The 17,692-nt window shown below is 60.2% G+C and carries 20 protein-coding genes; 6 read left to right on the top strand and 14 right to left on the bottom strand.

Annotation, left to right across the window (positions count from 1 at the left end; genetic code table 11):
- Window positions 1–184 precede the first annotated feature (184 nt).
- Complete coding sequence (gene sbmA / locus AC1DNI_RS05890) at window positions 185–1,438, bottom strand: peptide antibiotic transporter SbmA (RefSeq protein ID WP_477691157.1); 1,254 nt, start codon at window positions 1,436–1,438, stop codon at window positions 185–187.
- A gap of 162 nt (window positions 1,439–1,600) precedes the next feature.
- On the opposite strand from sbmA, the gene AC1DNI_RS05885 reads away from it, so the two are divergent.
- A complete protein-coding gene (locus tag AC1DNI_RS05885) occupies window positions 1,601–2,014 on the top strand; it encodes an ACT domain-containing protein (RefSeq protein ID WP_477691156.1) in 414 nt (137 codons plus the stop codon).
- Here the strand turns inward: AC1DNI_RS05885 and AC1DNI_RS05880 are convergent.
- A complete protein-coding gene (locus AC1DNI_RS05880) occupies window positions 2,011–3,177 on the bottom strand; it encodes a YbfB/YjiJ family MFS transporter (RefSeq protein ID WP_477691155.1) in 1,167 nt (388 codons plus the stop codon). The two genes, AC1DNI_RS05885 and AC1DNI_RS05880, sit on opposite strands and share 4 nt — an antisense overlap.
- A 140-nt stretch (window positions 3,178–3,317) precedes the next feature.
- Between AC1DNI_RS05880 and AC1DNI_RS05875 the strand changes: the two genes are divergently transcribed.
- On the top strand, window positions 3,318–3,677 hold the full coding sequence (locus tag AC1DNI_RS05875; protein ID WP_477691154.1) for an ArsR/SmtB family transcription factor: 360 nt from the start codon (window positions 3,318–3,320) through the stop codon (window positions 3,675–3,677).
- The gene (locus tag AC1DNI_RS05870; protein WP_477691153.1) at window positions 3,674–4,153 is read left to right on the top strand and encodes an SRPBCC family protein; all 480 of its coding nucleotides are present in this window, start codon (window positions 3,674–3,676) and stop codon (window positions 4,151–4,153) included. The genes AC1DNI_RS05875 and AC1DNI_RS05870 overlap by 4 nt, the downstream gene beginning before the upstream one ends.
- Window positions 4,154–4,159: 6 nt before the next feature.
- On the opposite strand, the gene AC1DNI_RS05865 is transcribed toward AC1DNI_RS05870, so the two are convergent.
- From AC1DNI_RS05865 to AC1DNI_RS05830, 8 genes are all read right to left on the bottom strand, one after another.
- A complete protein-coding gene (locus AC1DNI_RS05865; RefSeq protein WP_477691152.1) occupies window positions 4,160–5,188 on the bottom strand; it encodes an Ldh family oxidoreductase in 1,029 nt (342 codons plus the stop codon).
- Entirely contained in the window at window positions 5,185–7,215 is a 2,031-nt protein-coding gene (locus tag AC1DNI_RS05860) for a dipeptide ABC transporter ATP-binding protein (RefSeq protein WP_477691151.1), read from the bottom strand. The genes AC1DNI_RS05865 and AC1DNI_RS05860 overlap by 4 nt, the downstream gene beginning before the upstream one ends.
- Entirely contained in the window at window positions 7,208–8,089 is an 882-nt protein-coding gene (locus AC1DNI_RS05855; protein WP_091949861.1) for an ABC transporter permease, read from the bottom strand. The genes AC1DNI_RS05860 and AC1DNI_RS05855 overlap by 8 nt, the downstream gene beginning before the upstream one ends.
- Window positions 8,086–9,054: an ABC transporter permease gene (locus AC1DNI_RS05850; RefSeq protein WP_477691150.1), complete on the bottom strand. Its 969-nt coding sequence runs from the start codon at window positions 9,052–9,054 to the stop codon at window positions 8,086–8,088. The genes AC1DNI_RS05855 and AC1DNI_RS05850 overlap by 4 nt, the downstream gene beginning before the upstream one ends.
- Before the next feature lie 54 nt (window positions 9,055–9,108).
- Window positions 9,109–10,770, bottom strand: coding sequence for an ABC transporter substrate-binding protein (locus AC1DNI_RS05845; protein ID WP_477691149.1), 1,662 nt, complete (start codon window positions 10,768–10,770; stop codon window positions 9,109–9,111).
- Between the two features lie 172 nt (window positions 10,771–10,942).
- The gene (locus tag AC1DNI_RS05840; protein WP_477691148.1) at window positions 10,943–12,127 is read right to left on the bottom strand and encodes a mandelate racemase/muconate lactonizing enzyme family protein; all 1,185 of its coding nucleotides are present in this window, start codon (window positions 12,125–12,127) and stop codon (window positions 10,943–10,945) included.
- 2 nt (window positions 12,128–12,129) lie between these two features.
- A complete protein-coding gene (locus AC1DNI_RS05835; RefSeq protein WP_477691489.1) occupies window positions 12,130–13,236 on the bottom strand; it encodes a mandelate racemase/muconate lactonizing enzyme family protein in 1,107 nt (368 codons plus the stop codon).
- Window positions 13,237–13,284: 48 nt separating this feature from the next.
- Complete coding sequence (locus AC1DNI_RS05830; RefSeq protein ID WP_477691147.1) at window positions 13,285–14,004, bottom strand: GntR family transcriptional regulator; 720 nt, start codon at window positions 14,002–14,004, stop codon at window positions 13,285–13,287.
- A 148-nt stretch (window positions 14,005–14,152) separates the two neighbouring features.
- Here AC1DNI_RS05830 and AC1DNI_RS05825 point away from each other — a divergent pair, with 148 nt between their 5' ends.
- From AC1DNI_RS05825 to AC1DNI_RS05815, 3 genes are read left to right on the top strand one after another with little or no spacing between them, the layout of a single operon-like run.
- On the top strand, window positions 14,153–14,485 hold the full coding sequence (locus tag AC1DNI_RS05825; protein WP_153668013.1) for a hypothetical protein: 333 nt from the start codon (window positions 14,153–14,155) through the stop codon (window positions 14,483–14,485).
- A 16-nt stretch (window positions 14,486–14,501) separates the two neighbouring features.
- Window positions 14,502–14,786 (top strand): acylphosphatase, encoded by a 285-nt coding sequence (locus tag AC1DNI_RS05820; RefSeq protein ID WP_477691146.1) that lies wholly within the window; start codon window positions 14,502–14,504, stop codon window positions 14,784–14,786.
- A gap of 14 nt (window positions 14,787–14,800) precedes the next feature.
- Window positions 14,801–15,322: a SixA phosphatase family protein gene (locus AC1DNI_RS05815; RefSeq protein WP_477691145.1), complete on the top strand. Its 522-nt coding sequence runs from the start codon at window positions 14,801–14,803 to the stop codon at window positions 15,320–15,322.
- A gap of 9 nt (window positions 15,323–15,331) precedes the next feature.
- On the opposite strand, the gene AC1DNI_RS05810 is transcribed toward AC1DNI_RS05815, so the two are convergent.
- From AC1DNI_RS05810 to AC1DNI_RS05795, 4 genes are all read right to left on the bottom strand, one after another.
- Window positions 15,332–16,168 carry a bifunctional allantoicase/(S)-ureidoglycine aminohydrolase gene (locus AC1DNI_RS05810; RefSeq protein ID WP_477691144.1) on the bottom strand — a complete coding sequence of 279 codons (837 nt, stop codon included), beginning with the start codon at window positions 16,166–16,168 and terminating at the stop codon, window positions 15,332–15,334.
- Between the two features lie 210 nt (window positions 16,169–16,378).
- Window positions 16,379–16,993, bottom strand: coding sequence for an ATP-dependent Clp protease proteolytic subunit (locus AC1DNI_RS05805; RefSeq protein WP_091919517.1), 615 nt, complete (start codon window positions 16,991–16,993; stop codon window positions 16,379–16,381).
- Between the two features lie 36 nt (window positions 16,994–17,029).
- Window positions 17,030–17,362, bottom strand: coding sequence for a hypothetical protein (locus AC1DNI_RS05800; RefSeq protein WP_477691143.1), 333 nt, complete (start codon window positions 17,360–17,362; stop codon window positions 17,030–17,032).
- Window positions 17,359–17,670, bottom strand: coding sequence for an ArsR/SmtB family transcription factor (locus AC1DNI_RS05795; protein WP_027230143.1), 312 nt, complete (start codon window positions 17,668–17,670; stop codon window positions 17,359–17,361). Before AC1DNI_RS05795 ends, AC1DNI_RS05800 begins: the two co-directional genes overlap by 4 nt.
- Window positions 17,671–17,692: the final 22 nt, after the last annotated feature.

Raw genomic sequence — 17,692 nt, 5'->3', positions numbered from 1 at the left:
GTGACACGTTCTCCGTGTGAAAAGTTGCGCAATTCATAGTTGTTCTGAATTGCACTTAACAGCACGAATTGGTCAAACATCGCTCAACAGCGATTAAATTGCTGTAATGATCTGGCGAATGGAAAGTGAGGATGGCGGGGCTACAGGCGGACGATTTGCAATCGCCCACCGGTAGCGGGTTAACTCAGTTGTTCTCCGACTGCGTCGCCAGATAGGCCTGATCGATTGCCGGAAGGGGCTCGTCATTGATGGACGCCTCGAAGGCGCGCAGGCGCTTGTAGATCGAGAGCAGTTCAACGATGGTCGGCCACGACCTGTAAAGATATTGGAAGGAATTGCTTAACTCCCCAAATGCAGTGCTCATCTGTTGCCAAAGGCCAAGCGTGATCTTGCCTGCCGCGATTGTTGGAATAAGCAGCACGTTCAGAAAGATCGCATCGGCCTGACTATATAGAGAACGGGCGATATTGAAGTAGCCGTAATGGAAATAGAGCCGGAAATAGTTGCGGCGAACGTTGGCGAAGAGTTCCGTCAAAGCCATCGGCTGTGCACGGCCAGCGTCGTCCTCGCCCAGCACCAATTCCTTGCGATACGCTGCCTCCACCCTCTGGTTCCGGAATTCAAGGCCCGGCAGCCTGAAACCGACGATCGCGAGCAGCACAGTGCCGAAAAGCGACCATCCGACGGCGACGATCACAAGTGAATACGGCACTTGCCCGATGATTGGGAGTTCAGTGATCTGCAGCGAGAGTTGCGCGAGCAATGGAAGGAATGCGATCAGCGTCATTGCGGCCTGAATGAAACTGACACCCAAGTCTTCGATCGTCCGCGAAAACCGCATCGTGTCTTCCTGAACACGCTGGGATGCGCCTTCGATATGCCGCAACCGGCTCCAATGGGCCGTGTAATATTCGGTCATGGCAGTACGCCAGCGAAAGACATAGTGGCTGACGAAAAAGATCGAGCCAACGCCGAGGGCGACATTGGTAAGGCCGATTGTCATGAACTGCCATTGCAACCAATAAAGTTCCGATGCCGCCACGGAACCCGGCGTTGTGATCGCCTTCTGGAAAAGATTAAAAAACGGGCCGCGCCAGGCATTGAGTGCCAGGTTCAGTTGGACGTCGAAGTAAGTCGTGAAAAGGATAAGGGCGGAGCCGAGAACCGACCACATCTGCCACCTGTGCGGCGCATACCACATCCAGAATGCTGCGAAGATGGCGACGGCGGTCCCAAAATAAATATACAGCCATAAATACGGTTTGGTGATGAAAACAGCGGCGCCGAGGACAGGTGGCGCGCTCGGGTCTGCCGGGGGCATGCCTAAACGCGCGCCCAACGGCTCACCCGCGAATATCCAGAAGAGCACGGCAGCAAGCGACCAGAGCACGGCAGAAATGAAGAAGAGTTTGGGCTTGGGAAAAAACGATACAAACACGCGGCGCGTTCCTTATGCAATCTCTAGCAATTTATGGTTGTGAAATCAGTTGGTTAGATAATATTCTTCTCAAACCTAGTGCACGGTGTCTGCTATGGGCAAGGCTCGACGTTTACTTTTGCCCAGCTTGCTGGTTGCAATGATCGAACAATGGAGGACGCGATGGTTGGTGAAACGGATCTTGGCACGTTTCTGGCAACGATGCGTCCGGTTCTCGCCGAGGGCGTCTATATGTTTGCGACCATTGCCAAGGGCGACCCGGCCCCGGCCAGCGTTGAGCCGGTGATGATGTTTCGCGAGGCGGAAGGCCTGACGCTGATCGTCGATGAAGCCACCGCTAAGCAATACGGGCTTCCAGCGATATTCCGATCGCGGATGATAACGCTCGACGTTCACTCCTCGCTGGAGGCCGTCGGCTTTCTTGCGGCGATCACTGCTTGCCTCGCGAAGGCCGGCATCGGCGTCAATCCGGTCGCGGGGTATTACCACGACCACCTGTTCGTGCCGGAAGATCGCGCCGAGGAGGCCATGAACTTGCTGCACCAATTGGCGCAGGACGCCGGGCGAACCAGCTAGCGGCCACCCTGCCCGCGGCGCGCCGAATAGGCAAAGGCCGCGGCAATGATGAGGCTTGCCGCCGCGGCGAGCGTCGCGAAGATGAAGTCGCCGGTAATATTGGCAAGGTAGCCGCCCACGAGCGGACCGATGATCTGGCCGATACCGAAAGCCGCCGTCATCACGGCCATGACCTTGCGCGGCGAATGCGGCAAGAGTACCCGGCCCGCCTGGAAGCCGAAGGCGGTGATGACGATGAATGTCAGTCCGAGCAGGAGACCGCCGATTATCGGACCATAGGGCGCCGGCAGGACGACGCTTGCCGCAACGCCGATCGCCTGCACCGCGCATCCGAGCGCAAGGGCGATGAACGGGCCGGTCCGGTGCAGAAGCGGCGTCCACAGCCAGACCGAAACCGCTCCGGCGATGCCGGTCAGGAGCCAGACCAGCGCCTCCATCCACGGCCCACCCTGGCTGGAGCGCACGATGGCAATGATGAAGGTTGCCGTAATGATGTAGCCAAAGCCGAATATGCCATAGGCAATATTGATCTTGATGAAAGCCGGCGTCCAGGCAAGCGGCGGCTCCTCTACCGCCGCGCCACTGCGGACGGGACCGGTCCTGATGAGCATAAGTACAGCCAGCAGGCCCAGAAGCGAGAGGATCGCAGCGCCTATCCAGTCTTCACGCCAGCCATAACCATTGGCGGAACTGAAGGCGACGAGCAGCGATGAAACGGCAATGCCGGTGCCGACCCCGCCGAAATGGATCGCCTGCAGGTCCTGGCGGTTGGCTGCTGCAAGGTGGCTGAAGACGATCGTCGCCGCAAAGACCAGCATGAAGGCGCTGGCCATGCCGGCAAGGAACCGCACCAGCGAAAAGACGAACACGCCATCGCTTATGCTCATGAGAAAGCAGAGCGCGGCACTCGACGCCAGCGCGAGGTAGACGAGCGGCCGTTCGTAGCCGGACCACCAGCTGAAGCCCGCTACCACCGCGCCGAGCAGATATCCCACATAGTTCGCGGAGGCGATAAGGCCCGCATCGCCCGGCGACAGGCCGAGATCGCTCATCATGCCCGGCAGGATCGGCGTGAAGATGAAGCGGCCGATACCCATGCCGACGGCCATGGCAACAAGCCCCCCAAGAGCAAGCCGGACGGAGGATGAGCTCTTCGATTGCATGGCGGGACATTATCGCTGCAGTGCACACTGACAAGCCAATAAATTTGATGGTTGGGTTATTTGCGGTGATCGATTGCAGGCGGCTTGCCATCACTTAGGAAATATCCTAAGTATTCATCCGCACGGAAGGAGGTGCGATTATGTTTGGTGCTACCCATGGTGCTGCGCAAGCGATGGCGCCGATTGACGGCATCTTCCGCGCACTTTCAGACCCGACGCGACGACGCGTGCTCGAACGGCTTGGAAACAGCCCAGCTTCGGTCAGCGAACTTGCAGCGCCATTCGATATGGCGCTGCCCTCCTTCGTCGAACACCTCAAGGTGCTCGAAGGGTGCGGCCTCGTGCGGTCGGCGAAAACCGGCCGCGTGCGTACCTACCGGCTCGAACCGGAGTCGCTGCAATTGATCGAGGACTGGCTCGCGAAGCAACGTTTCCTCTGGGAACGCCGCCTCGATCAGCTCGACGACTATCTCATTCAACTCAAGGAGCAGGATAAATGACGCAGCTACCCGCAATAAATCCGGAACTCGATCTCGTTCTTGAACGCGTCGTCGATGTCCCGCGCGAGCTCGTATGGAAGGCGTGGACGACGCCCGAACATATCGTCAAATGGTTCACGCCGAAGCCCTGGCAGACCACCGATTGCGAGATCGACCTACGGCCGGGCGGCGTGTTCCGGACGACCATGCTCTCACCCGAAGGCCAGTCGTTTCCGAATGTCGGCTGCTATCTCGAAGTCGTTCCGAATGAGAAGCTCGTGTGGACCGATGCACTCCTCCCCGGCTATCGCCCGTCGGAAAAGCCCTTTTTCACCGCCTATCTGACATTGGAACCCGAAGGAAACGGCACGCGCTACCGGGCCATCGCGATCCATCGCGACAGTGCAGGCAAGAAGCAGCACGAGGAGATGGGATTCCACGATGGCTGGGGCACCGTGCTCGACCAGCTGGTCGCTTATATCAAGAGCGAAATGTAACTCGGCCTATTTGGCCAGCATCGGTGAGCCGTCGCGCGCATAGCGCTCGACGGTCGCCACCACGGCGGCCGGCAGCGCGACACCGTTGGCATGCTGGCGGCGTGCTTCGAGACGGCGGTCGCCCGGAAGCCGCACGGCAGGCGTTTCCTTGACCGCCGTCAGCATCTGTTCCAGCCGGCCGGCGAAGCCGGGCCCGGCAAACATGTCGGGATCAATGGCGATGATGAACTGGCCCGTGCGCGGCGGCCCGCCTTCGCAATCGCCAAAGGATGATGCTTCGTAGGACCAGTGCGCCCCGCCAAGGCCCGCAGCAAGAATATCGACCATCAGTGCAAGCCCGAAACCCTTGTAGCCTCCGATCGGCAGAAGACTACCCTCCATCGCCGCGGCCGCGTCGTTGGTCGGCACGCCCTCCGCATCGATGGCCCAGCCGTCAGGCAGCGGCACACCGCGATTATAGGCGTCGATGACGGCAACCCTGGCGACGACGCTCGACGACTGGTCGATGACCAGTGGCGCATGCCCGTCACGTGGGACGGCAAAAGCGAGCGGATTGGTGCCGAAGAACGGCGTCTTGCCGCCGAAGGGCGCAATCGAGGGTGAAGCATTGGCCGTCATCAGCGCAATGAGCCCTTCGGCTGCCAGATCCTCGACAAAATAGCCGAGCGACCCGCAGGCATAGGAATTTGTGACCGACAGCGCCGCAATGCCCGATTGCCGGGCCGCGTCGATGAGCGCCGGTAGTCCGAGCGCGATCGCCGGATGGGCAAAGCCGGTGCCGGCGTCGACACGCAGCGCAACAGGCGACAATTGCTCGAGGCGCGGCTGCGCGTGGCCGTCCACCTTCTTGCAGGCGGCATGGTCGCAATAGGTCGGAAGATAGGAAAGGCCGACGATCGCCTGTCCGTCGCGTTCGGCCGCCGCAATTGATTTTGCGACCGCCGCCGCATTCTCCGGAGCAACGTCAGAGGCGATCAGGGCCCTCGCCGCGAGCGTTTCGATTTCGTCATAGGTCATCACCCTCTCGTCGCTCATGCCGGTATCACCTCTTGCTTCTTTTGCAGCCGCGCCAATTCCTCGAACGGAATGTGGCAGCGGATCCTGTGTTCGGGTTCGGAATCGAAGAGCGGCGGCTCCTGCTCCTCGCAGATCGCGCCGATCTTGCGCGGGCAGCGCGTATGGAAAACGCACCCGGACGGCGGATTAACGGCGCTTGGAATCTCTCCGTCGAGCCGGACGCGGCTCGGTTCGGTGTCGTCGAGCTTCGGTACGGCCGAAAGCAGCGCTTCGGTATAGGGATGGTGCGGGCCGGAGAACACGCGTTCGGACGGGCCGATCTCCATGATCCGCCCAAGATAGAGCACCGCGATATGGTCGGACAGGTAACGAACGACGGCGAGATCGTGCGAGATGAAAATATAGCTGACATGCTCCTTTGTCTGCAGGTCGGCAAGGAGATTGAGGATCGCCGCCTGCACCGACACGTCGAGCGCCGAGGTGGGCTCGTCGCACACGACGATGCGCGGATCGCCGGCGAAGGCGCGGGCGATTGCCACACGCTGCTTGAGGCCACCCGAAAGCTGGCGCGGCTTGACGCTGAGATGACGCTCTGTCAGCCGGACAGAGCGGACCAACTCGATGAGGCGTTTTTGCTGTGACGCGCCTTTCAGGCCGGCCAGTGTTCGCAAGGCACGGCCCATGATGTGGCGGATCGAATGCGCGCGATTGAGCGCCGAATCGGGGTTCTGGAAAACGATCTGCATCGCCTTGACCTGATCGGCACTGCGGCTTTCGAGTTTCGACGCAAGCGGCTGGCCATCGAGTTGCATCGAGCCGCCGGAGTCGGCTGGAACGAGGCCGAGGAGGAGCCGGGCAAAGGTTGTCTTGCCGCTTCCCGATTCCCCGACGAGGCCCAGGGTCTGTCCCGGCATCAGATCAAGGGAAACGTCGTTGACCGCACGCAGGGCGTGGCCATGGGCAGCATAGGTCTTGTTGAGGTCCTTGATGCGCAAGACCGGCTCGCGGCCGTGGGCCGCCGGCGCTGCGGCAATGCTTCCCGGCGTCGTACGCGGCAGGTCTTGCGCGCGTTCGTGATAGTGGCACCGCGAAAGGCGGCCACCGAGGTCGTGCAGCGGCGGCAGTTCATTATGGCACCGGCTGTCGGCAAGGGCGCAGCGATCGGCAAAGGGACAGCCGGTGATCGTTGCGCCCGGCGCCGGGAGAAATCCCGGAATTGTGTCGAGCCTGATCTGGTCCTTGCGCTGGCCGCCCCGCGGCAGGCAGCGCAACAGTGCCACGGTGTAGGGATGGCGCGGATTGTTGAAAACTTCGGCGGTCGTCCCCTCCTCGACAAGCATGCCGGCGTAAAGAACGCCAACACGGTCGCACATGCGCGAGACCACCGCGAGGTTGTGGCTAATGAAGAGGATCGACGCCGAAAGTTCCTGCCTGAGCTTGGCAATGAGGTCGAGCACCTCCGCCTCGACCGTCGCGTCGAGGCCGGTGGTCGGCTCATCGAGGATCAGCATTGTCGGGTCGCTGGCGAGCGCCATGGCAATTCCGACGCGCTGCTGCATGCCGCCGGAGAGCTGATGCGGATAGCGTTGCATGACCCGAACCGGATCTGAGATACGGACGCGGTTGAGCATGGAGATGGCCTGGTCGACCGCGGCCTGGCCGGAAATTCCGCGCAGTTCGAAAATCTCGGTCATTTGCCGCCCGATGCGGATCGACGGGTTCAGCGCCTTGCCGGGATCCTGATAGACCATCGACACGCTTTCGGCACGCATGCGGCGCAGCGACTCGTTGTCGAGCTTCATGACATTGTGGCCGGCAAGGGCGATTTCGCCGGCGGTGATGACCCCGTTGCGGGGAAGATAGCGCACGACGGACAGGGCAACCGTCGATTTACCGCAGCCGGATTCGCCGACAAGGCCGTAAGCTTCGCCCGGGCGAATCGTAAGGCTCAGATCGCGCAGCACAGCGCGGTTGCGGCCGCCAACCCGATAGGCGACGGAGAGGTGATGCAGTTCGAGCGCATTGGGTGTCGATAAGTCAGTCATTCAAGGCCCCCTGCACGCCATCGGCCACAAGATTGACGCCGATCACCAGCGAGGCGATAGCGAACGCATCGAAGAGCACGGTCCACCAGAAGCCGCCGCCGATCATCCCGTAATTGCTTGAAATGCTCAGACCCCAGTCCGGCGATGGCGGCTGGATGCCGAAGCCCATGAAGCTCAGCGTCGCAACCGCGAAGATGGCATAGCCAAGACGCACCGTCGTCTCGACGAGGATTGGCGGTATGACGTTGGGAAGAATTTCCACGAACATGGTGTGCAGCGCGCTCTCGCGGCGCAATTGCGCCGCCGCGACATAGTCGAGTTCGCGCTCCGATAGGACGGCCGAACGTACGGTGCGGGCGATGATCGGCGCAAAGCTCAGGCCAATGACGATGATGACCGTGGTCTTCGACGTTCCGAGCGCAACGATGGCGAGCAGTGCCACGATCACGACCGGGATTGCCATGAACGCCTCGAGGATGCGGCTGATCACGTCATCGACAAGCCCGCGGAAATAGCCGGTGAACAGGCCGAGCGTTGTGCCGGCAATGGTCGCCAGCAACGTCGCCAGCGGCGCGACCGTCAATATATCGCGCGACCCGACGATGACGCGCGAGAACACATCGCGACCGAGCTGGTCGGTGCCAAACCAGTTATCGGCCGAGGGCGGCATGAGCGCGTTGATGATGTCATCCGCAAGCGGATCGTGCGGCGTAAAATATTCGCCGAAGAGTGCGCACAGGACCCAGAAGACAACAATGACGAGACCCGTGATGAAAGAACCGGAGCGGCCGAGCGCCGCCACCACTTCCATTGCGGGACTACGCTTGATCGGCGGCGCGGGCAGGTCAGGCTGTTTGATATCAGTCGCCGTCATTGATCGGTCCCCAGTCGGATGCGTGGATTGAGGACGGAATAGAGAAGATCGGCAATCAGCGTCGCCACCGCATAGACGATGCCGATCGTCAGGATACCGGCTTCAAGCACCGGGAAATCCTTGCCGCGTGCGGCCGTGAAGATCAGCGAGCCGATGCCCTGATAACGGAAGAGGGTCTCGACCACGACGAGCCCGCCAATGAGGTAGCCGGTCTGGGTGGCGATGACCGTGATCGTCGGCAGCAGCGCATTGCGCAGCACGTGCCGCCAGATGACCGTATGCCAGGGCAGGCCCTTGAGGACGGCGGTGCGCGTATAGTCGGCATCGAGCGCCTCGATCATGCCTGATCGCGCCATGCGCGCGATGTAGCCGAAGAGCACGAGGAACAGCGGCAATGCCGGAAGGATCAAATAGTAGATTTGGGTGAAGATGCCCGAACCCGGCGGCCAGACGGCTGCAATCGGCAGCCAGTTCAGCCAGACGCCGAAGAGCAGAATGAAGATGATGCCGGTGACGAATTCCGGCAGAACGGTTGCCGAAAGACCGCCCAGGCTGATGATGCGGTCGATGGGCCGATTGACATTCAGCGCGGCGATGATGCCGCCTAGAATGCCGAGCGGCACCACCATGATGAAAGCAACGAGCGCAAGTTTCATCGAATTGCCGAGCGCATCGATGACGAAAGGCGCAACAGGCGCTCGGAAAATATAGGAAGTGCCCATATCGCCTTGAACGAAATGGGAAATCCAGTCCCAGTATTGTACAAGCAGCGGCCGGTCGAGGCCGAGCGAATGGTTGAGCGCGTCGACGGCACGCTGGTCGGCGAGCGGTCCCAATATGGCGCGCCCGACATTCCCGGGCAGCACCTGCCCTCCCAGGAACACCATGATACTGAGCAGGAACAGGGTTACGATCGAAAGGGCAATGCGCTTCAGCAGAAAGGAAAGTATGGCTCTAGCTCCCATGTTAGCCAGCCCCACCTGCGCGGAGCTGGCTGTTGCAGGATGTCCGTTCCTCCCTTACGCCTTCGAGGCGCGGTCGAGATAGTTCTGCGACATTGCCGTCGGCTGTACGCCGGAAACGCCCTTTGCCGTCGCCGTCAGGTAATCGAAGAAATAGCCGAAGATGACCGGCGTTTCCTCGAGCAGCAGCCGCTGTATCTTGCCGGCCGTCTCCTTCTGCGCCTCAAGGTCGAGCGCAGCGATGTATCCGGCAGCGAGCGTATCGTAGTCCTTGTTCTTGAAATGCGCCGAGTTCCACGTGCCTTCGCTCTTCAAGGGCGCGGAGAGGTAGACGTTGGGCACGCCGCGATGGCCGTAGTCGGTGATGCCCATGACGGAATCGAGCCAGTTGGACTTGCCGAACACCGCATCGCCGTAATAGGCGCCCTGATCGAGAATGTTGAGCTGGAGGTCGATGCCGATCTCCTTGACCGCATTCTGGATCAGCTGGGCATATTCCGGAATTTCCAGATAGCGCTCAGTGGTGAGCGTAACCTTGAAACCCTTGCCGGCCCCAGCCGCCTCCATCAGTTCCTTTGCCTGCTTCAGATCCTGCTGGCGCTGCGCAACGGTCGTATCCGTTGACGGAAAGGCCGGCGCAAACGGGCTGTCATTGCCAAGCGAGGCGCGACCGCGCATCAGGCCCTTTTGCAGCTTGTTGCGGTCGATGCTGAGCGCTACGGCGCGGCGCACCCGGGGATCCTTGAACGGGTCCATGTCCGTGCGCATGTGAACCTGGTGATGGGCCACGGATTTCAGGCTGATGATTTCGACGTTTGGATCGGTGAGCAGTGCGACGCCGGCAAGCACCGGCATCTGGTTGATTACGTCGACCTGACGGCCCTGAAGCGCAAGGATCATCGGCTGGATGTCGCCGAAGAAGGTGAATTCCGTCCGGGCCGGGAGTGCTTTTTCGCCCCAGTAGTCCTCATTGCGCACAAAAGATGCGCCGACCTTCGGCGTGTACTTCTCCAGCTTGAACGGCCCGGTACCGTTGAAGTTCTTCTCGAAATCGCCCTTGTAATCGGCAGGAATGATGATTGCGTTGTAGTTGTCCGACGACACCATGTAGGGGAAGTTGCCGTTTGGCGCGTCGAGATGGAACTCGACCGTATAATCGTCGATCTTCTTGGTAGCACCCTTCTGCAGGAACCCGGTGAAGACCGAAAGCGCATTGGACGAGTTCGCCGGATCGGCGAGGCGATCGATACTCGCCACGACGTCGTCGGCCTTCATCTCGCCGCCGCTGTGGAACTTGACGCCCTTGCGCAGATTGAAGGTCCAGACATCACCCTTGTCATTGGGCTTCCAGCTTTCGGCCAACATTGGCTTCAGGACGAGATCCGGGCCATCAAGGCACAGGAACTCGCCGCACTGCTGCAACATGAGCAGGCCGCCGGCATCCGCGACGCTGACGGGTTCGATAGCCGCGGCAGGCACGCTGCTGGCAACACGGATCGTCGCTCCGGCCGTGCCTTGCGCGCGGGCAAGGCTGGGCATGCCGCCCATGCCGGCGGCAAATCCGACGCTGCCGAGGAAGGGCAGGGACAGGCCAAGCAGGCTGCCGTGACGAATGAATTCCCGGCGGCTTATTCTGCCGTCGACCAGGCCGTCGATGAGATGGTTTTCGAGATCGGTCCGGCCGCGCCGGAGCATATCGAGGAACTTATAGTTTTTCATGGCTTCTGCTCTTTCCCCTGGATCATGTTTTAACCGGACGATGAGTTAGGCAGCGCTCCTGGTCGCCGAGTTGCCGGATCGTCCGTGACCGACAAACTTAAGATGCCTTTTCCTCCGATCGCGTAATGCCCGGTCTTGGCGCCGGGTCAGGCAGCAAGCGAAAATTCTCCTTTCAGTTCAGCGGCAAGCGCCGGTAGGTACCGGGCTTCGCAGGGTCGTGATACTTGTTCTTCGGGCCGTTCTTGGCAAAATCCCTGTGGCAGGCAGCAAGGCGGTCCCGATCGAGTGTAACCCCCAGTCCCGGCCCTTCTGGCACTGCAACGACATTGTTTCGCGGTGAAAACGGCCCTTCCTCGATGACGTCGGTGGTTTGCATTCGGAAAAGCGACTGATTCGGCTCCCTTATCCAGCCGAGCGCCGCGCAGAGGTGAAGGTAAGCGGCGCTGCCGACGCCTGAATCGCCGCTATAGCACCAGAAATCGATGCCGGCGTGTTCGCAGGCGCCAATGAAGCGGACGAGGCGGCCGATGCCGCCGTGGGTCGCGGGGTTGCCGACAATCGCGTCCGGCACCCGCAATTCCATGGCGCGGGCAATGTCGATGTTGTGCGTCGAGAACGGTATCGAACAATGGCGACGCAATTCACGCATTTCCTCGATTGTCGCGACAGGATCTTCCCAGTTGCGAACGTTCAGTTGTTCCAAGGCTCGCACAAGTTGCCGAGCAGTTGCAAGTGAATAAGCTTGGTTGGAATCGATTCGCAGCATCACGTCGTCGCCGAGCTTTTTGCGGATGAGTTCGAGCATACGCAGCGAAACCTTCGGGTCTTCGGTCGAGAACTTTCCCTCGAAAAACGTGGTCCCAAACTGCTCGTTGAGCTCAACGCAATAGTCGGCAACTTCCTCCGGTGTCTTCTCGCCAATCTTGTTCGCGCCATCGCCGCGCAGGGAGAAATAATCGGTGAAAGGTATCTCCTTGCGCACCGCCCCGCCGAGCAATTGATAGAGTGGCTGGTTCCAGGCCTTGCCACGAATGTCCCAAAGCGCCATCTCGATTGCGCCAAAGGCGAGGATGCGCGTGGGATCGTTGATGCTCTGGACGCCGGTCCAGAACGGCAGGCAGAGGTTTTCGGCGCCGGCAATATCGATCGGATCGCGCCCGATCAGGCGAGGCGCCAGCGTGTCATTGATGATCGCGGCGGCGGCCGAACTCGGCGCTTCGCCGAGCCCGATAATCCCATCATCGGTTTCGACTTCAACGATGGTTGGCGAAAAGCCATCGAGTTCGCCGAACACCCAGACATAGGGCGCTTCGAGCGTCAGGTTGATCGGGGTTGCGGTAATGCGGCGGATTTTCATTGTCAGTGGCTCAGTTCGAGAAACGGCTTGCCGAGGAGATCGGGATCAACATCGATGCCGAGCCCCGGACCGTCCGGCACGCCCATGCGGCTACCAACGACGGGGGGCGCGTTGCGCGCAGTGCGAACCGTTACCCATTCGTGAAAGGCTATGGCATGCATGCGCCGTTCTTCCGGCGTCGATAGCGAGAGGTGGGCCATGGCAGCGGTATCGACCTCGGCGCCGCCCGTGTCTTCCACGGTGATCATGAAGCCGAGATCAACCGCGACGTCGCGGATCTGGCGGGTCTTGGTCACGCCGCCGAGCCGCGAGATCTTGAGGGTCAGTCCGTCAGCCGCGCCCTTGCGATGAATTTCGAGCATCTGTTCGAGCGAAGTAACCGATTCATCGAGCACCATGGGCTTGTCGAGCGAACAGCGGACGGAGAGGCAATCGTCGATCGCGAGGCACGGCTGCTCCATCGTGTAGTCGATGGCGCGTGTCGCATCGGCGAACTGGCGCGCCTGATAGGCGGTCCAGCCGCCATTGGCATCACAGAAGATCACCGTACCTTTCGGCACCGCGGCAGCGACGGCGGTCACCCGCTCGATATCGTCGTGGACCTTGCCGCCGACCTTGACCTGCAGGCGATGAAACCCTTCGCCGACGATGCGCCTGGCAAGATTAACCATCGCGTCGACGGAGCCGTGGGTGACAACCTTGTAGAGATCGGCCATGTCGCTTTCGCGGCCGCCGAGCATCGTCACCAGTGGCACCTCGGCGGCGCGGGCCGTGAGGTCGCAGCAGGCCATGTCGAAGGCAGCTTTGATATAGGGGTGGCCGTTGAAGACAGTATCCATCAGGCGGTTTATCTGCGCGAGCCCGCGAGGATCCCTGCCGAGCAGATGTGGTGCGATCTCTGGAACCCCTGCCCTGGCGCCTGCGGCAAATGCAGCCGAATAGAAGTTTCCAAGTGGCGCCATTTCACCCCAGCCGGTCACGCCGGTGTCTGAGGTAATAGAAACCAAGATTGCATCGAAACCGTCGGCACCACGTCCCTTCGACATATTGTAGCGGCCGCCGACGAAGGGCTGCATAAGACTGTAGGCTTTGATGGACTTGATCTGCACGATAACGTTCCCGTGTTCCATTGTGTGGAGAGCGCCTGCGGTCCGCGCTCAATTGTCGAGGCGTTTGCGGCTCCCCGGCTTTTTGGCTGCCTGCCTCTCCTCAAGCCCACGCGCAAAAGCAACAAGTTCCTCAAAATCGAGGGCGATGTGCTCACGGGCGTGCCGCTGCGCCGCCTTCATGTCCTTGCCTTTGAGAAGGCGGACATATTCCTCGTGCACGTCGAGCGAGGGTACCGGTTCGTTGCGTGCCCGTTGATGCAAGGCGAAATACATCTGCAGGCGGCTGGTGAGGCGCTGCCACGTATCCAGCAGGAGCGGGTGATCGGCCCATTCATAGATCAGGCCGTGCAATTGCAGCGCCGTCTCGATCTGCCTGGTCGTGTCGATGTCGCGGGTCGCCTGCTTCACCGCAGCATGACGTCTGTCAAGTTCGGCAAAGAAAACCTCGGTGCGGAGCGGCCACGTCCTTTCGATGGCAAATTCGTCGAGAACCTGGTTGAGCGAATAGGCATCCTCGATATCCTTCGCCGTCACTTCGATCACAAATGTGCCCGCATAGGGAATGCTGGTAAGAATGCCCTCCTGGACCAGTTCGCGCATGGCTTCGCGCAAGGGAGCGCGGCTCACCCGCATCTGTTCGGAGATGCGCAGTTCGTTGAGTTTCTGGCCAGGTTCGAGCTTGCCGGTAAGGATCGCCCGTTTGAGCAGGCTGACGATCTCTGCCCTGCGGGTCGTATCGACAATGGGGTCAAAATCCGTAGCGCTCATGGATGGATCCTCGTTCCGAAGCAAGAAAATCAGATTGTCGACAATATTGCAATCGAGAACTCGCAGCATTAGCATCGACATGTCGATCTGACCGCTTTAACAGCAGACTGACCGAGACGTAACACGCACCTATCGACCGGAGATCGACATGACCTTGACGGGCTTTTTGCAGCTCACCGCTTCGACATTCACGTTCCTGCTCGCCGCGACGTGCGCAAAGGCATGGGCGCTGGCGCCGAGCAATGCCAAGCTGGTTCTCACCATTGTTCTCTATTCCGTCGGCAATCTCATCATGCTGCGCCTGGTGCGCGAGTTCGGCATGGCATCGGCATTCAGCCTCTCCGCGGTCATCCAGCTTATTGCGGTCAATCTCATCGCTCTGGTTTTCTTTGGCGAGAAGCTGTCGATTGTTCAATCCTTCGGCATCATCTTTGCTATACTTGCTGTCGGACTGATAACATTCGGGGCCGCCACCGAATAATCGGCAGGGAGGCGCGATGCCGGAGGAGCATCAGGCGAAGCTTATTCGCATATCGGGCCGCGTACAGGGCGTAAGCTACCGCGTCTGGACGCGAATGGAAGCGCGCAAGCTCGGACTGGGTGGCTGGGTCCGCAACGAACCGGACGGGAGCGTATTGGCCTTTATCGAGGGGCCGGAGAATGCGGTATCGTCGATGGTCGATCGGTTCTGGCAGGGACCGCCCGGTGCGTCGGTAAAGGATGTCGTGTCTGAGACTGCAGAGGCGGAAAATCTGTCGGGGGAATTTCGGATAACGTCGTAAATGCGAGGACTTCGATGCGCAGGCTCATCCTCTTTCGGCATGCAAAATCGGAATGGCCGGCCGGCGTCGAGGACCATGAACGGCCGCTCGCCAAACGTGGCCGGCGGACGGCGCCATTGATGGGTGCGTTCCTAGCGCGCCAGCAGTTGCTTCCCGATCTCGCCCTCGTTTCGACCGCGCGACGAGCCATGCAGACTTTTGAGCTTGCATCCGCCGAATTTGGAGCAAAGCTCGAATGGAAAGCCGAGCCGCGCCTCTACGATGCACCCGTCAACGCGCTTCTCGACGTTGTCCGGCAGGCACCCGCCACCATCTCGACCCTGATGCTCGTCGGCCATAATCCCGGGCTTGAAGAATTCGCGCGCCAGCATGTGGCGGGTGGGCCGGAACCCGATCTTTCGCGGCTGCGCGAAAAATTTCCGACCGCCGGCATTGCCGTGATCGATTTCAATGCCAAGGACTGGACAGCTGTTGATACCGACCGCGGCGAACTCAAGCGGTTCGAGACGCCGAAGTCGCTCGAAGATGCAAGCTAGAAACCGAGCCTAGCGCCGTGGCGTGAGGCTGAGCTTCATGTGGCGGTTGACATCCTTATAGAGCAGATAGCGGAATTTGCCCGGACCGCCGGCATAGCACGCCTGCGGACAGAAGGCGCGGAGCCACATGAAATCGCCCGCCTCCACTTCAACCCAATCCTGATTCAGACGATAGACGGCCTTGCCCTCGAGCACGTAGAGGCCATGTTCCATGACGTGGGTTTCGGCAAAGGGAATGACGGCGCCAGGCTCGAAAGTCACGATCGTCACGTGCATGTCGTGACGCAGATCCGACGGATCGACAAAACGCGTCGTCGCCCACTTGCCCTCTGTGCCCGCCATCGGCGCCGGCACAATATCCGCTTCATTCGTGAAAAAGGCCTCCGGCATGTCGATACCTTCGACGGCTTCGTAAGCCTTCCGTATCCACTGGAAGCGGACCGGCTCGCTGCTCTCGTTGCGAACCTTCCAGTTGCTTGCCGGCGGGATGAAAGCAAAGCCGCCCGGCTGCATCACCTGCTTCTTGCCATCGAGCGTGACGCTCAATTCGCCTTCAAGAATGAAAAGCACACCCTCGGCGCCAGCGTCGAGTTCCGGCCGATCGCTGCCGCCGTCGGGCGCTACTTCCATGATATATTGCGAAAATGTCTCGGCAAAGCCGGAGAGCGGACGCGAAAGCACCCAAAGCCGGGTGTCGTCCCAGAACGGCAGGAGGCTTGTGACGATATCCATCATCACGCCCTTCGGGATCAAGGCATAGGCTTCGGTAAACACCGCGCGGTCTGTCAGGAGCTGCGTTTGCGCGGGTGCGCCCCCGTGGGGAGCGGAATAGGTTCGTTGAGCCATGGCCATTTCCTCTGCGTCTCCCGCCGAAGGCGGGCCTCGAAATCCAGATAACGCCTTCCTCAATAGCCAAACAAGGGCCGATTCATACCCCTTAAAAAATTGAAAGTGCTTGCACGTTTAACGCGAGCCACGGCCGGTCAAAATTTGTTGATGCGACAGGGCAAGCCAGCGGCTTCTCCGCATCCTCCGATCAGGCAGGAGCGTCCCTCCCTAGCGCGCCTCCATATCGTTGTTTCGTGACGTCAGCACCCGGTCGATCAACCCCCACTCCACGGCCTGCTCGGCGTTCATGAACTTGTCGCGATCGAGTGTCCTTTCCACCTCTTCGTAGGTTCGCCCGCAATGCTTGGCGTAAAGTGTGATCATGCGATGTTTGACCTGCGCCATTTCCTCGGCATGGATCAGGACATCGGACGCTTGGCCCTGAAATCCTCCGAGCGGCTGATGAACGTGTAGGCTGGCGTTCGGCAAGGCAACCCTGTGCCCCGGCTCGCCGCCCATGAGAAGAAAAGACCCCATCGATCGCGCAGTTCCCATGCACAATGTGTGTACGGGAGCGCGGATGAACTGCATGGTGTCGTACATGGCAAGCCCACTGGTGATAACGCCGCCGTAGGAATTGATGTAGAGCGCGATGGGCAGCTTGGGGTTTTCCGCTTCGAGGAAAAGCAGCTGCGCGCAGACCGTTGCCGACATGGCATCGTTCACCTCGCCGTTCAGAAACACAATACGCTCGCGCAGCAAGCGCGAATAGATATCGAACGAGCGTTCTCCACGCGAGGATTGTTCCACCACCATGGGGACGAGTTGCATCGTGTCGCGCATGCGCAACCTCCAGATTTCCGATTGATGTTTTGAGTATTAAGCGGCGAGCAGCATTCTGGGCACGGCGTCGTTCGCAGCCGCCCGGGCTATGGTTCGCCGGTGAACGATTCCAAAAATGGTGCCGCCACGGCCATTTGCATGTATGCTGAACGTCACGATGCCTTGGTGGTGCGGCGGCTCGGTCTCCTCGATCAGCAACTCAAGTTGTTCGCGTTGCCTTTCGTGCAGAACCTCGAGCACATTCTGGTCGGGAAGCCAGCGCTTGCGAAAGGCTTCGACGCTGATCGCCTTCCAAACCTTGTCTGGATCGGCCTCGAATTCGAAGCTAAACTCGAGCTGCGGCTCGGAACGTGAAGGGGCTTCATTCACTGGTCCATCTCCTTGAGCAGGTCCGCCAGATCGGCAGCGCGATCAGGCCAATAGGTGCGATATTTGGCAAGCCAGTTGACCAATATCAAAAGGCCATCGGGCTCGACTTCATATTGCGTGAACCGCCCTTCGCGGCGCTCCTTCAGAAGCCGCGCTTCGCGCAGGACCGACAGATGCTGCGACATGGCAGGCTGGGTTATGCCGAAGCCTTGACGCAACTCGGTGGCATTCTGCGGCGCGGCTGCGAGCTTTTCAAAAATGGCCCGGCGCGTCGGATCAGCAAGGGCTTTGAAAACGATTTGTTCCATGGATTTAGATAAGCAAACACTT

The sequence above is a fragment of the Phyllobacterium sp. 01N428 genome, assembly GCF_056399405.1.
The sequence above is the reverse complement of the archived record's forward strand: the minus strand, read 5'-3'. Positions and strand labels throughout refer to the sequence as shown.

Excerpts from the sequence above, each read along its gene's own strand:
- AC1DNI_RS05855 (WP_091949861.1), bottom strand. The coding sequence starts at position 8,089 with ATGACGGCGACTGATATCAAACAGCCTGACCTGCCCGCGCCGCCGATC.
- AC1DNI_RS05870 (WP_477691153.1), top strand. The coding sequence starts at position 3,674 with ATGACGCAGCTACCCGCAATAAATCCGGAACTCGATCTCGTTCTTGAA.
- AC1DNI_RS05805 (WP_091919517.1), bottom strand. The coding sequence starts at position 16,993 with ATGCGCGACACGATGCAACTCGTCCCCATGGTGGTGGAACAATCCTCG.
- AC1DNI_RS05880 (WP_477691155.1), bottom strand. The coding sequence starts at position 3,177 with ATGCAATCGAAGAGCTCATCCTCCGTCCGGCTTGCTCTTGGGGGGCTT.
- AC1DNI_RS05830 (WP_477691147.1), bottom strand. The coding sequence starts at position 14,004 with ATGAGCGCTACGGATTTTGACCCCATTGTCGATACGACCCGCAGGGCA.
- AC1DNI_RS05860 (WP_477691151.1), bottom strand. The coding sequence starts at position 7,215 with ATGACTGACTTATCGACACCCAATGCGCTCGAACTGCATCACCTCTCC.
- AC1DNI_RS05810 (WP_477691144.1), bottom strand. The coding sequence starts at position 16,168 with ATGGCTCAACGAACCTATTCCGCTCCCCACGGGGGCGCACCCGCGCAA.
- AC1DNI_RS05815 (WP_477691145.1), top strand. The coding sequence starts at position 14,801 with ATGCGCAGGCTCATCCTCTTTCGGCATGCAAAATCGGAATGGCCGGCC.
- AC1DNI_RS05845 (WP_477691149.1), bottom strand. The coding sequence starts at position 10,770 with ATGAAAAACTATAAGTTCCTCGATATGCTCCGGCGCGGCCGGACCGAT.
- AC1DNI_RS05865 (WP_477691152.1), bottom strand. The coding sequence starts at position 5,188 with ATGAGCGACGAGAGGGTGATGACCTATGACGAAATCGAAACGCTCGCG.
- AC1DNI_RS05885 (WP_477691156.1), top strand. The coding sequence starts at position 1,601 with ATGGTTGGTGAAACGGATCTTGGCACGTTTCTGGCAACGATGCGTCCG.
- AC1DNI_RS05850 (WP_477691150.1), bottom strand. The coding sequence starts at position 9,054 with ATGGGAGCTAGAGCCATACTTTCCTTTCTGCTGAAGCGCATTGCCCTT.
- AC1DNI_RS05825 (WP_153668013.1), top strand. The coding sequence starts at position 14,153 with ATGACCTTGACGGGCTTTTTGCAGCTCACCGCTTCGACATTCACGTTC.
- AC1DNI_RS05840 (WP_477691148.1), bottom strand. The coding sequence starts at position 12,127 with ATGAAAATCCGCCGCATTACCGCAACCCCGATCAACCTGACGCTCGAA.
- AC1DNI_RS05820 (WP_477691146.1), top strand. The coding sequence starts at position 14,502 with ATGCCGGAGGAGCATCAGGCGAAGCTTATTCGCATATCGGGCCGCGTA.
- AC1DNI_RS05795 (WP_027230143.1), bottom strand. The coding sequence starts at position 17,670 with ATGGAACAAATCGTTTTCAAAGCCCTTGCTGATCCGACGCGCCGGGCC.
- AC1DNI_RS05875 (WP_477691154.1), top strand. The coding sequence starts at position 3,318 with ATGTTTGGTGCTACCCATGGTGCTGCGCAAGCGATGGCGCCGATTGAC.